Here is a 9,993-nt window from a genome sequence, read left to right as displayed (position 1 = left end):
TACACCGTCGACGGCCGGCCGATCGTCGCCCATCTGGCCGAGGATCCGTGGGCGTCGCTGGTCGACGAGCAGCGTCTGGGCCGGGTTCGGCCGACGATGCCGGTCTTCGTCGGCCAGAACCGCGGCGACGACGTGGTGTCCGCCGCCGGCACCGAGCGCATGGTGGCCGGCTGGCAGGCTCTGGGTGCTGACGTGACCGCGCACTACCAGAACATTCCGTCGGTGCTGCCCGGCACGATGCTCGGTCACGTCATCGGATTGTCGACGCAGGCCCCCGCGCTGCGCTGGCTCGACGCCCGGCTGCGCTGAAGGCCGGGCTCCCTCAATAGTGGTGGCGCGCCTGCAGGATGATCAGGTCGTCGCCGTCGACGAGGTAAACCAGCCGGTGCTCTTCGGTGATTCGGCGCGACCAGGCACCCTGCGCCCCATATTTGAGCTGCTCAGGTTTCCCCACCCCGGCATAGGGGTCGCGTAGACAGGCGCCGATCAGCACGATGATTCGTTTGAGTGTCCGGCGGTCGGCGGACTGCCAGTGGACGTAGTCTTCCCATCCGGCGCGGTCCCAGACGAGACGCACTCAATCCTCCAGGTCGAGCGAGTGCTCCTCGAACTCACCGGCCCGCGCACGTTCATACGCATCCAGCAGGCGGCGCGCATTTGCCGGAGACCGGAACAGATATGCCGTCTCCTGCCATGCGGCGTACTCGTCCGCCGACATGAGCACCGCGTTCCCCTTCCGAGAAACGATCTCAACCGCCTGGCGATCGTCATTGACCTGCTCAATGAGCGGAAACAGCGTTTTGCGTGCTTCGCTGGCACTGATCGACATCAGTCACCCCTCCCCATCAAGACTTGTACCTGTTTACGGTACCAGTGGCGCTTCAATGCTGTCGTGTATCGCCTGTGCGGCGGCCAAATCGGCGGCTACGAACTGGATCCGTGAGCCGTCGGCGAGGTCGAGCGTCACCGACGCCGATCCACCCAGGTTCAACCGGACGATCTTGTCGGCTGCGGAGCGGGTGACGGGCCAGTTCAGCCAGCCGGTGGTGGTGCCGTCGTCCAGCGCGACGCTCGCACCCACGATCTCGGCAGCCGGTATGCGGCGCCGATAGAACGGTCCGCTGACCACCACCTCGGACTCCCGGATCGACAGCTTGATCGTGTCGCCGAACCCCCCACCAGAGGCCGAGTAGGACGGCCGCCACCGCGCCCAGCCAGGCGAACCACCGATCCCCGGAGATCGCATCCGCGGTGAACGCGACGGCGAGCACACCCAAGGCGATCACCGGTATCCAGCGTCCGACGCCCCGTGAGCGCTCCACCCGTTCCACGTTCCCCCGACTCTTCACTCGTCCGAGAGTAGTGACCGGCCGGACCTGCGGGACAATGAAGCCATGGACGATCTGCTCATCCCTTCGGGACCCGGTGCGCCGCACGGCCTCCGGGTGCCGGCGAGTGAGCTCGTCGAACAGTTCTCCCGGTCGTCCGGCCCCGGCGGTCAGGGTGTCAACACCACCGATTCGCGGGTCCAGCTCAGCCTGGACCTCAGCGCCACCACAGCGCTCGACGACGCCCAGCGGGTTCGGGTGCTGCGGAATCTCGCGGCCCGCCTCGACGGCACGGTGCTGACCATCGCCGCCTCCGAGGAACGCTCGCAACGGCGTAACCGGGTCGCGGCCCGTCAGCGCCTCGCCGACCTGTTGCGCGAGGCGGTCGCTCCCGCCGTGCCGCGGCGGCCGACCCGGCCGACACGGGGTTCGCAGCGACGCCGACTGGAGGCCAAGACCCGTCGCGGCGTCACCAAGGCGAACCGGCGTCGGCCGGATTCGGCGGAGTAGACCGGCGAGTCCAGCGCCGGCGCTCAGGCCTTGAGGCTCAGGCCTTGAGCACGTAGCGCAGGGTCTCGACGACCTGGTCGGTGGTCTTGCACCAGGCCAGCGCCTCGGCGTCGACTTCCTTGAGCGGATGGATGATGTCCGCGTCATGCAGGGTGATGTACGACTTGCCCAGACCGGCGGTGTAGCCGGCGTCGAAGGCGGCGTTCCACTGCTTGTACTTGTCACCGAAGCGCACCACCACCAGGTCGGCCTGCTCGATCAGCGTGCGCGTGCGAATCGCGTTGACCTTGGCGGACTGGTGATCCCGCCAGAACTGGTCCGGAGTCTCGCCGAGATGATCGCCGGCGGCATCGCTGGCGGGATGGTCGGTGACCGGCGCGGTGAAGGTCACGTCCAGCCCGGCGGCCTGCGCGCCGCGCTGGATCTCGTCGCGCCAGTCGGTGTGGATCTCGCCGGAAAGGTAGACGGTGAAGGTCATTTCTAAGGCTCCTGAATGTTGTCGACAGCGGGCTGTGCTCTCTGCCGTCCACCATCCCAAGAGTCTCGCGGAAACGCTAAACGTGGTGCGAGCCGACGTCGAGTTTGGTGAAGCTATTCGACAGGTGCCGGGCCACGGTTTTGACCGACAGCGTCAGCTCGTCGGCGATCTGCGCCTTGGTCTCGCCGGCGGCGACGAGGCGCAGCACCTCGACTTCGCGGGCGGTAAGCCCGCCGGGCAGGGTCGCCTCCCCGGCCCGGTCGGCGGCGTCAGCGGTGTCGATGACTGCCCCATGGGTATCGAATGCGGCACGTGCCGAACGGAAGTTGAGGAGAGCGCCGGCATCGTCGCCGAGCAGTTGCAGGGCCCGCCCGAGCAGGATCCGCGACCGTGCCAGCTCGTAGTCGGCGTCGAGGCGTCGCCACTGCATCTTGCGAGCTCGTCGCGTGGGTAATTCGGCCCACGCGGCGGTGGTCGCATTTCTACAAGCGCAACCGGTCGAGTGGATCGACACTGGATGCATGGGAAGCACGAATTACCGCAGCACGCTGACCCAGGTCGCCGACGAGGAACGTGCCGACGCTCGTGAAGCGTTCTTCGCCAGAGTCAGGCGTGCCTGCGGGCCTCGCCGCTGCCCAAGCGGTACGGGTGGGGTATCCACCACGACGCCGACAGCCGCGTCGCCCTGGTCGCGCTCGGTTCCGACGACTGTCGGGCCCTCGCCACCGACCCCGAGGTGAAGCAGCTGAAGGCCATGCGCTCCAAGCACAGCTGATCGGCCCTACCGCTTCGACAACGCCGGCGGGGTCCACCGGCCGTCGTGGATCTCCGGGCGCGGCCGGTACAGGCGGATGAGGTAGTTCCAGCCGTCCGGAGCGACGATGGCGTTCGGCGGGACCTCATCGTCGGCCGAGGCGACGAACCGTACGGTGATCGAGCCGTCGTCGTCGCGGACGCCGGTCACGCTGTTGACGGTGTACAACCCCTGCGCGTTCGGTTCGAAGAAGCCTTGGGCGTTGTAGACCGACACCGACCAGAACGCGTCCACCGGAACATCACGGAACACCAGCTCGTAATCGCCAGGCGGCAGCTGCGGGTCGACGCCGACGTAGGCCGCCTCCGACGACGGCAGCCCGCCCCACCCCGCGGCGGAGGCGATCAGGTGCCGGATCGGGTCGACCTCGTCCCGGGTGCCGAACGACCGGTCGAAGCTGTCGAGGCCGCGGGCGAGTTCGAGTAGCGCGGTGCGCGTCGCATCAAGGCTCGGAATGTCGTAGTCGGGCATGATGAACGGTTCCTGCGACGGGCCGGCCAGGACCAGCGCGTCCTGCAGTTCCGACACGGCGGCGACGTCGTCCGGTTCGGTGGGGTCGACGAGGATCCGCACGGCGACGAACACGTAGCGGGAGCCGTACTCGTCGCTGGTGAGCAGGTGCTCGCCCGGTTCGTGCAGGACCTTGTTGATGAAGTGGTCCTCGTTGACGATCATCGCCGACAGGTAGCGGCCGCCGGAGTTCGGCAGCGTCAGGCGGGCCGGTTCCCGAAGGTCGACGACGGCGAAGCTGTAGAGGGTGTCGCGATTGAGTCGGATCACCGTCTGGGCGTCGATCGGCGCCGGCGTCCGGTTGTGCAGAAACCGTCCGGCACCCCCGGCCATCGCCTGATTGTCCGAGAACATCCGAGGGTCTCGGCGCGGACGAAGTTGTCGGCATTCACCTTGATGGTCATGTACTCGGATCTCCTGATCTATTGCGCCACCCGCAGAACGCACTGCGGCAACCCTCATCAAGTCCCATTGACGAAGGAGAAAGGCAGTACTCCAGATTTCGGTGTCACCGCAGATGCGCCTCGGACGGAATCCGTACGCTGAGCGGCCCGCCCCGATCCGACACATACGTCGGGTAGTCGACGAAGTGCCGACGTCGACCCAGGTAATGCGCGTAGTGCTCGAAGTGCCAGCGGCAGTCCTCGATGAACCCGCGATGATCCGCCAGCCCGAGGCGCTCGCAAAGTGCCGCGAAGCCGTCCAACTCGTCGCGCATCTCCGCGCACTGTGCGATCGTCGCACCGTTCTGGCCGTCGAGGATTCCCGTCGGCAGCTCGTGGACGGCGCCGATCAGCCAGGCGCGGATTCTGCGGTATTCGTCGACATCCTCACGCACTGTCGCCTCCCCTTTCAACACTTTCTGAACACCGACGGGTTGACCATCTGACGACCCTGGTTGATCGGTAGTACAGATTTCGACTGAGCCGAAATCTGTACTACCGCTTCGCCCTCTCTTTTCTGCGAGCCGGTCAGTCACCCTGGGCCGCCGCGGCCGCACGCGCGAGCCACGCCGGCGTTCGCCCAGCCCGCTGCGGCGGAATGAGCTCGCCCGCTGCACAGCAGTCGACGAGCTGCCGCGCGCGGCGTTCCCGTGTGGAAGCCTGCTTCGCGGACATGAGCCAGTGCCGCACCGCCTTCCGATACCCGGGGGTCGCCTCCGCGAGGAAGGCGACGGTGCCGGGCGACGCGTCGACGATCGCCTGCAGGTCCGGCGTGAGGTCCGCCTCGGGATTCTCGTGCGCGTAAGTCCCCGACCGGTCGACGGTGCGCCGTTCGAACGCCGCGAGGCCGGCCGGATGCATGCGGCCCTCCGCCGTGAGCCGTTCGACGTGCGCGATGTTCACGTTCGACCAGGTGCTCCGGGCGGTGCGCGGCGACCAGCGCTGGCGGCGGGAATCGTCGTCGATCCGCTGCGACACCGAATCGATCCAGCCGAAACACAGCGCCTCGATCACGGCTTCCGACCAGGTCAGTCCGCGATCGTCGACGTGAGCGCGCCGGAGTTCCATCCACAGTTCGGATTCGGTGTCGTGGTGGCGTTCGAGCCATGCGCGGAACTGACCGGCGTCGCGGAAGAAGATCGCCGGACGTTCGGTGCTGCCGCCCGGCGTTCCGGATTCAGAGGCCATATGCCCACCGTAGGAGCCAACGGCGCTCACCGCGCGAGGATCCGGCTGCGTCACCTGTACACGTCGCGGCGATGCCGTACGTCGATCACCCGTACGACGACAACGTCCTCATGAATCTCGTAAACAACCCGGAAAGCGCCACGCCGCGCCGACCAGCGGCCGGCCAGCTCGTTTCGTAATCGCTTGCCCACCCGATGGGGGTTCTCGGCGAGCGGACCGCGAATGAACTCCCAACACGCCGACGCCACAACCTCGGGGAGTTCCTCGGACAGGCTTCGCCGCGCGCGTCGAGTCAGCTCGACCCGGTAGGTCATGAAGTGATGACGCCCTTCGCGCGGAGTTCGGCCTCCACCTCTTCCAGGGAGTACAGCCGGCCTGCGGCGATATCAGCATCCGACTCGCGAATTGCCTCCATCGCTTCCCGGTCGTCCAAGATATCGAGCGTCTCCATCAGCGAGTCGTAGTCGTCGGCACTCATCAGCACTGCGGCTCGTCGCCCGTTCTTGGTGATTTCCACCCGCCGATGAGTGCGCACAGCCTCGTCTACCAGCTTGGAGAGGTTTGCGCGGACGTCGGCGATCGGCAACGTACTCATGTACACAATTCTAGCTCGAGTGACCCCGCTACACGACGCCGACGACGAGAATGACGCAGCCGACGATCATGGCGGGCGTGAGCGAGACCAGGAGAACGTTGATGACGTTCTCCTTCGTCGGCGATGCCACATGCTCGCCGGTGGCGATCGGCGCATACTTGCCACCCGCACCCCACAGCGCCCCGAGCTGGGTCGCCAGCCAGTACGCATACGTGCCGTAGGCCAGCAGGATCACGACCGCCAACCGCCAGCCGTGCGCCAGATCGAGGTACGGCCACAACAGTCCGACGACGATGAGGAATGGCCCGTTCATCACGCCCTCGAGGTGGCTGGCCACTCCCATCCGGGGGTTCTTCGACGCAGGGACGGCCAGGCCGGTCAGCATGCCGAGCAGAAACAGGACCAGACCCAGAACGAACAGCGTCGTCTGCATCTCTCTGATTTTAGACCCGTTGCAGACCCGATGCTGGACGTCTCCACTACAGGCTCATCACCAACCGCAGGGCGGCATCGACCGCTCGCAGTTCGTCGAGCTCCAGGTGCCCCACGCGCTCGCCAAGACGATTCGGATCGACGGCACTGGCCTGCTCGGCGAGCACTCGCGTCCGACGACCGTCTATCTCGATCTCCGGACGAAAAGTCGCCGGCCTGGCAGAGGTCGATGTCGGCGCCACCAGCCACGTCGACAGACTGTCGAGCTCGTCAGCCTGCACGACAACGGCATAGCGTCGCACCGCCTGCTCGTGCCCTGGAACGTGTCGCGGCGCATTGAGCCGAAAGACGTCACCACGCACGTAACGACTCCATGTCACGCAACACTCGGGCGGATTCTTTCCGGTCTTCCTCGTCGGCAGCCAGGGCTGCGGCCTCGTCTCGGAGGCGCGCCTTCGCATGACGTGCCGCCGCCTCGACGAGGGCATCGCGCACAACGCGCGACACCGGCGTGCCGTCGGCAGTCAGCACTTCGAGCGCCAGCCGCGCGTCATCGTCAGGGCGAAATGTGATCGTTGCAGCCACATGCCCAGCGTCTCACGATATGTAAGACAGATCTAGAGTAGATGACATCCGCTGAGTGCGCGTCGCAGCTCGTCCCGCTCGCGCGCGGGCAGCGACTCGACGCAGCCCCCGAGAAACGGAACACATGGGTGGAAAGACATCCCGACGTCGTCGTCGGAATCTGGCGGAGGTCACCCAGCCCGGACGGCCGCCTCGTGCAGCCACCGGGCGACCTCTTCGTCGACATCGGAGATGTCCCGGATCTCGAGGTGGTGCATCCACTGTCCCGGCGTCGGCTCGACGACCTGCTTCCAGCGGGGAGATTCGATGCAGTGTCCTGCCGCGATGGAGAGCACGACCTCGGCGTCCGGCCGGCTGAGGTACTGGCCCGGCAGCCATAGGTAGGCGAAGCCCCGCCGACGTCGGAGTGCGACCTGGCTCTTCGATACCCGCACTTCGATCAGCCCATCCGGAGTGACAGCGTCCAGGACACGCTCGAACACGGCCAGCGCGAGCGGCCGGCCGGCGAAGAACTCCTCGGGGCTTGGATGCCGCGTCGTCCGCTGGACCACCAGGTCGTACGAGTCCTCGACGAGGTCCCCGATCAGCGACGCGGTGACGGACTCGCCGGAGCCGATGGAGATCCAGTGACGCTTGTCGAGGCAGCGGCCGCGCTGGACGCTCTGGTGCTCGCGGATCAGCGCTTCGGCGCGGGGCGGCTCGGCCTTGACCGTGATGATCGGCTCGTCTGGATCCTCGGTGACGATGAGGAACACTCGCCCGTTGACCTTGTAGACCAGCAAGTGCTCGGTGAACGGATAGCTCTCGCTCACGCCCGCCAGCATCTGGGCCGCCTCGCGAGCGAGTCGTTGCAGTTCCTCACCGCGCATGCCTCGCCTTTCCTTCGGTTCTGGCAACCCCCGAGAATCGGAACACGTGGCAAAAGTCGATCCGCTCCGTAGCCGTGAGCATGCGTCCGTTGCACGAAGCCGCTCTGCCGTGATTGATCGCGGTGAAGACCTCGACCTCCCGCACCTCCCGCGGGAGTGAAAGCGACGACTCCGCCTCATGCTCGGGATCTCCCATTACTTCCCACCGCACGTCGTCGGCGAGCAACGGCCGCAGACCATCGATGTTTCCCGCCGCCCAGTCCACCGAGAACTGACTCACGAGGAGATTCCGAGGTGAGTTTCCGCAATCATCGGGGACTGTGCTCTTCATGCCGCCAAGTTACTCATGACCAGCGACGTCAGAGCGCGTGTACGACAGAGTCGATGCCCTCACCTGAAACGTAGAGATGAATCGAATACCGAGATCCCTCGCCTCTTCGCAGATCGCCTGATCCAGACGCTCGATCCGTTCATTCTGCTCGTCGTCGAAGATCGCCGGCGGCCCCACGAGCTACAGCCGGTCGACCGGCATGCAGCCCGCGGCGAATCGCACCGCTCGCACAGTCTCATCGAGTGAAACTCGCGCCCGCCCATCGACTTCAGTGGTGTCGTTCACCCCGAAGGAAAGGACGAGTCGCGCATCCTCTGCATCCAACAGTCGTGGTGGTGCTTCAACCGGGATACGGCCCACGACCTGCACGGAGGTCTCCCGCCGCACGCCCAGATTGTATGAAGTCAGTCTGTGTCCAGCGGCTCGCGCCGCGACGGATACCCTCCCCACCCATCCGAGACCGGTTGAGTCACCCAGACCTGCGACGAAGGAGTCCCCGAAGAAACACACCCGAAGGTCAGGCATCGCGTGCGGAGCGACCAAGTCGCTCACGCGACCTGCAGCGGAACGATCGCGGCGATCTGCTCCCCTGCAGCGTCCTCTGCACGGTCGAGTTCATAGCGGCTCTGCAGGTTGATCCAGAACTCCGCAGTCGTACCGAAGTACTTCGCCAACCGCAGTGCCGTGTCAGCCGAGATCCCCCGCTTGCCGTGCACGATCTCGTTGATCCGCCGCGGCGGCACACCGATCGACACCGCCAACTTGTTCTGCGTAATGCCGAAGCCCTCGATGAAATCCTCCATGAGGACCTCACCAGGGTGGATCGGCTCGACCTTGTCAGTGATAGTCAACGATCTCCACCTCCTCTGGCCGGGCGTCGGTCCACACGAAGCAGATCCGCCACTGGTCATTACCTCTAATGCTGTGCTGACCGGCACGATCACCCTTCAGAGCTTCCAGCCGGTTTCCTGGCGGGATACGAAGATCGTCGAGCGATTCTGCAGACCCCACTTGACGAAGCTTGCGCAATGCGACCCGCTGAATCCTCGGATCGATCGAGCGCGCACGCTCACGACGCCACAGCCGTTCGGTGTCCTTGCTCCCGAACGACCTGATCACACGACCAGCACATGACGGGGAGCGTCAATAACGCTAGACGTTAAACCGGAACTCGACGACGTCGCCGTCGACCATCACGTAGTCCTTGCCCTCCATGCGGACCTTGCCGGCGGCCTTGGCGTCGTTCATCGTGCCGGCGGCATCCAGGTCGTCGAAGGAGACGATCTCGGCCTTGATGAAGCCCTTTTCGAAGTCGGTGTGGATCACGCCGGCGGCCTTGGGGGCGGTGTCGCCCTGCTTGATGGTCCAGGCGCGCGCTTCCTTTGGGCCGGCCGTCAGGTAGGTCTGCAGGCCGAGGGTGTGGAAGCCCGCGCGGGCGAGCTGGCGCAGGCCGGGCTCGTCCTGGCCGATCGAGTCGAGGAGCTCCTGGGCGTCCTCCTCGTCGAGCTCGAGCAGTTCGCTCTCCACCTTCGCGTCGAGGAAGACGCAGTCGGCCGGGGCGATCGACTCGCGCAGCTGCTGCTTGCGGGCATCGTCGGTCAGCACCGACTCGTCGGCGTTGAAGACGTACAGGAACGGCTTGGCGGTCAGCAGGTGCAGTTCGCGCACCGTCGACAGGTCGAAGGAGTCCTTCACCGAGAACAGGGTCTTGCCCGCGTCGAGGTATTCCTGGGCCTTCTTCGCGGCCTCGAGGGTCGCGGCGAGTTCCTTGTTCTTGCGCGCGTCCTTCTCCAGGCGCGGGATCGCCTTCTCCAGGGTCTGCATGTCGGCCAGGATCAGCTCGGTCTCGATCACCTCGATGTCGGCGAGCGGATCGACGCGACCGTCGACGTGCACCACGTCGTCGTCGG

At 65.9% G+C, this 9,993-nt stretch carries 20 protein-coding genes and 2 pseudogenes; 3 read left to right on the top strand and 19 right to left on the bottom strand.

The genetic code is table 11. The annotated features are described in order from the left end of the window. Positions 1 to 309 (top strand): lipase family protein (locus tag GX543_RS02580; RefSeq protein WP_290849579.1); only part of this gene is annotated, 309 nt, incomplete at its 5' end. 13 nt (positions 310 to 322) lie between these two features. On the opposite strand, the gene GX543_RS02575 is transcribed toward GX543_RS02580, so the two are convergent. From GX543_RS02575 to GX543_RS02565, 3 genes are read right to left on the bottom strand one after another with little or no spacing between them, the layout of a single operon-like run. Next, positions 323 to 577, bottom strand: a complete 255-nt coding sequence (locus GX543_RS02575) for a Txe/YoeB family addiction module toxin (RefSeq protein ID WP_290849578.1) — start codon at positions 575 to 577, stop codon at positions 323 to 325. After that, positions 578 to 829: a type II toxin-antitoxin system Phd/YefM family antitoxin gene (locus GX543_RS02570; protein WP_290849576.1), complete on the bottom strand. Its 252-nt coding sequence runs from the start codon at positions 827 to 829 to the stop codon at positions 578 to 580. It abuts the gene before it with no gap. Positions 830 to 862: 33 nt separating this feature from the next. Continuing rightward, on the bottom strand, positions 863 to 1,132 hold the full coding sequence (locus GX543_RS02565; protein ID WP_290849574.1) for a hypothetical protein: 270 nt from the start codon (positions 1,130 to 1,132) through the stop codon (positions 863 to 865). A 262-nt stretch (positions 1,133 to 1,394) separates the two neighbouring features. Here GX543_RS02565 and arfB point away from each other — a divergent pair, with 262 nt between their 5' ends. Then, positions 1,395 to 1,838: an alternative ribosome rescue aminoacyl-tRNA hydrolase ArfB gene (gene arfB, locus GX543_RS02560; protein ID WP_290849573.1), complete on the top strand. Its 444-nt coding sequence runs from the start codon at positions 1,395 to 1,397 to the stop codon at positions 1,836 to 1,838. Between the two features lie 37 nt (positions 1,839 to 1,875). Here arfB and GX543_RS02555 read toward each other — a convergent pair whose 3' ends face one another. Together GX543_RS02555 and GX543_RS02550 are read right to left on the bottom strand one after the other, a co-directional pair. Beyond that, positions 1,876 to 2,316 (bottom strand): YtoQ family protein, encoded by a 441-nt coding sequence (locus GX543_RS02555; RefSeq protein WP_290849572.1) that lies wholly within the window; start codon positions 2,314 to 2,316, stop codon positions 1,876 to 1,878. Between the two features lie 76 nt (positions 2,317 to 2,392). Further along, on the bottom strand, positions 2,393 to 2,746 hold the full coding sequence (locus GX543_RS02550) for a helix-turn-helix transcriptional regulator (RefSeq protein WP_290849571.1): 354 nt from the start codon (positions 2,744 to 2,746) through the stop codon (positions 2,393 to 2,395). A gap of 183 nt (positions 2,747 to 2,929) precedes the next feature. Here GX543_RS02550 and GX543_RS18770 point away from each other — a divergent pair. Next, a pseudogene (locus GX543_RS18770) lies at positions 2,930 to 3,091 on the top strand (DUF6157 family protein); the annotation flags it as partial. A gap of 6 nt (positions 3,092 to 3,097) precedes the next feature. Here the strand turns inward: GX543_RS18770 and GX543_RS02545 are convergent. The 14 genes and pseudogenes from GX543_RS02545 to GX543_RS02485 all read right to left on the bottom strand — a co-directional run. Further along, positions 3,098 to 4,044: pseudogene (locus tag GX543_RS02545) on the bottom strand (DUF1214 domain-containing protein). 104 nt (positions 4,045 to 4,148) lie between these two features. Beyond that, positions 4,149 to 4,478, bottom strand: a complete 330-nt coding sequence (locus GX543_RS02540; RefSeq protein ID WP_290849570.1) for a hypothetical protein — start codon at positions 4,476 to 4,478, stop codon at positions 4,149 to 4,151. 133 nt (positions 4,479 to 4,611) lie between these two features. After that, positions 4,612 to 5,325, bottom strand: a complete 714-nt coding sequence (locus tag GX543_RS02535) for a YdeI family protein (protein WP_290849568.1) — start codon at positions 5,323 to 5,325, stop codon at positions 4,612 to 4,614. Then, positions 5,322 to 5,585: a type II toxin-antitoxin system RelE/ParE family toxin gene (locus GX543_RS02530; protein ID WP_290849566.1), complete on the bottom strand. Its 264-nt coding sequence runs from the start codon at positions 5,583 to 5,585 to the stop codon at positions 5,322 to 5,324. Before GX543_RS02530 ends, GX543_RS02535 begins: the two co-directional genes overlap by 4 nt. Beyond that, positions 5,582 to 5,866 carry a type II toxin-antitoxin system Phd/YefM family antitoxin gene (locus tag GX543_RS02525; RefSeq protein WP_290849565.1) on the bottom strand — a complete coding sequence of 95 codons (285 nt, stop codon included), beginning with the start codon at positions 5,864 to 5,866 and terminating at the stop codon, positions 5,582 to 5,584. Before GX543_RS02525 ends, GX543_RS02530 begins: the two co-directional genes overlap by 4 nt. A gap of 28 nt (positions 5,867 to 5,894) precedes the next feature. Next, complete coding sequence (locus tag GX543_RS02520) at positions 5,895 to 6,299, bottom strand: hydrogenase (RefSeq protein WP_290849564.1); 405 nt, start codon at positions 6,297 to 6,299, stop codon at positions 5,895 to 5,897. 46 nt (positions 6,300 to 6,345) lie between these two features. After that, on the bottom strand, positions 6,346 to 6,660 hold the full coding sequence (locus tag GX543_RS02515; protein WP_290849562.1) for a type II toxin-antitoxin system PemK/MazF family toxin: 315 nt from the start codon (positions 6,658 to 6,660) through the stop codon (positions 6,346 to 6,348). Next, positions 6,650 to 6,883 carry a hypothetical protein gene (locus tag GX543_RS02510; protein ID WP_290849560.1) on the bottom strand — a complete coding sequence of 78 codons (234 nt, stop codon included), beginning with the start codon at positions 6,881 to 6,883 and terminating at the stop codon, positions 6,650 to 6,652. The genes GX543_RS02515 and GX543_RS02510 overlap by 11 nt, the downstream gene beginning before the upstream one ends. 170 nt (positions 6,884 to 7,053) lie before the next feature. Further along, positions 7,054 to 7,752 (bottom strand): MmcQ/YjbR family DNA-binding protein, encoded by a 699-nt coding sequence (locus GX543_RS02505; protein ID WP_290849558.1) that lies wholly within the window; start codon positions 7,750 to 7,752, stop codon positions 7,054 to 7,056. After that, positions 7,742 to 8,083: a hypothetical protein gene (locus tag GX543_RS02500; protein WP_290849556.1), complete on the bottom strand. Its 342-nt coding sequence runs from the start codon at positions 8,081 to 8,083 to the stop codon at positions 7,742 to 7,744. The genes GX543_RS02505 and GX543_RS02500 overlap by 11 nt, the downstream gene beginning before the upstream one ends. Positions 8,084 to 8,263: 180 nt before the next feature. After that, a complete protein-coding gene (locus tag GX543_RS18765; protein WP_366929047.1) occupies positions 8,264 to 8,608 on the bottom strand; it encodes a GDSL-type esterase/lipase family protein in 345 nt (114 codons plus the stop codon). Positions 8,609 to 8,631: 23 nt separating this feature from the next. Continuing rightward, positions 8,632 to 8,886 carry a HigA family addiction module antitoxin gene (locus tag GX543_RS02495; RefSeq protein ID WP_290849580.1) on the bottom strand — a complete coding sequence of 85 codons (255 nt, stop codon included), beginning with the start codon at positions 8,884 to 8,886 and terminating at the stop codon, positions 8,632 to 8,634. Positions 8,887 to 8,920: 34 nt separating this feature from the next. Further along, a complete protein-coding gene (locus GX543_RS02490) occupies positions 8,921 to 9,202 on the bottom strand; it encodes a type II toxin-antitoxin system RelE/ParE family toxin (protein ID WP_290849554.1) in 282 nt (93 codons plus the stop codon). Between the two features lie 33 nt (positions 9,203 to 9,235). Continuing rightward, positions 9,236 to 9,993 (bottom strand): DUF933 domain-containing protein (locus tag GX543_RS02485; RefSeq protein ID WP_290849552.1); only part of this gene is annotated, 758 nt, incomplete at its 5' end.

The sequence above is a fragment of the Gordonia sp. (in: high G+C Gram-positive bacteria) genome (assembly GCF_012515855.1).
Taxonomy (GTDB): Bacteria; Actinomycetota; Actinomycetes; order Mycobacteriales; family Mycobacteriaceae; genus Gordonia.
The sequence above is the reverse complement of the archived record's forward strand: the minus strand, read 5'-3'. Positions and strand labels throughout refer to the sequence as shown.

Bases quoted from the DNA above. Each gene is read 5' to 3' on its own strand.
- GX543_RS02500 (WP_290849556.1), bottom strand. From the start codon at position 8,083: ATGAAGAGCACAGTCCCCGATGATTGCGGAAACTCACCTCGGAATCTC.
- GX543_RS02525 (WP_290849565.1), bottom strand. From the start codon at position 5,866: ATGAGTACGTTGCCGATCGCCGACGTCCGCGCAAACCTCTCCAAGCTG.
- GX543_RS18765 (WP_366929047.1), bottom strand. From the start codon at position 8,608: ATGCCTGACCTTCGGGTGTGTTTCTTCGGGGACTCCTTCGTCGCAGGT.
- GX543_RS02505 (WP_290849558.1), bottom strand. From the start codon at position 7,752: ATGCGCGGTGAGGAACTGCAACGACTCGCTCGCGAGGCGGCCCAGATG.
- GX543_RS02495 (WP_290849580.1), bottom strand. From the start codon at position 8,886: ATGGAGGATTTCATCGAGGGCTTCGGCATTACGCAGAACAAGTTGGCG.
- arfB (WP_290849573.1), top strand. From the start codon at position 1,395: ATGGACGATCTGCTCATCCCTTCGGGACCCGGTGCGCCGCACGGCCTC.
- GX543_RS02570 (WP_290849576.1), bottom strand. From the start codon at position 829: ATGTCGATCAGTGCCAGCGAAGCACGCAAAACGCTGTTTCCGCTCATT.
- GX543_RS02555 (WP_290849572.1), bottom strand. From the start codon at position 2,316: ATGACCTTCACCGTCTACCTTTCCGGCGAGATCCACACCGACTGGCGC.
- GX543_RS02530 (WP_290849566.1), bottom strand. From the start codon at position 5,585: ATGACCTACCGGGTCGAGCTGACTCGACGCGCGCGGCGAAGCCTGTCC.
- GX543_RS02520 (WP_290849564.1), bottom strand. From the start codon at position 6,299: ATGCAGACGACGCTGTTCGTTCTGGGTCTGGTCCTGTTTCTGCTCGGC.
- GX543_RS02550 (WP_290849571.1), bottom strand. From the start codon at position 2,746: ATGCAGTGGCGACGCCTCGACGCCGACTACGAGCTGGCACGGTCGCGG.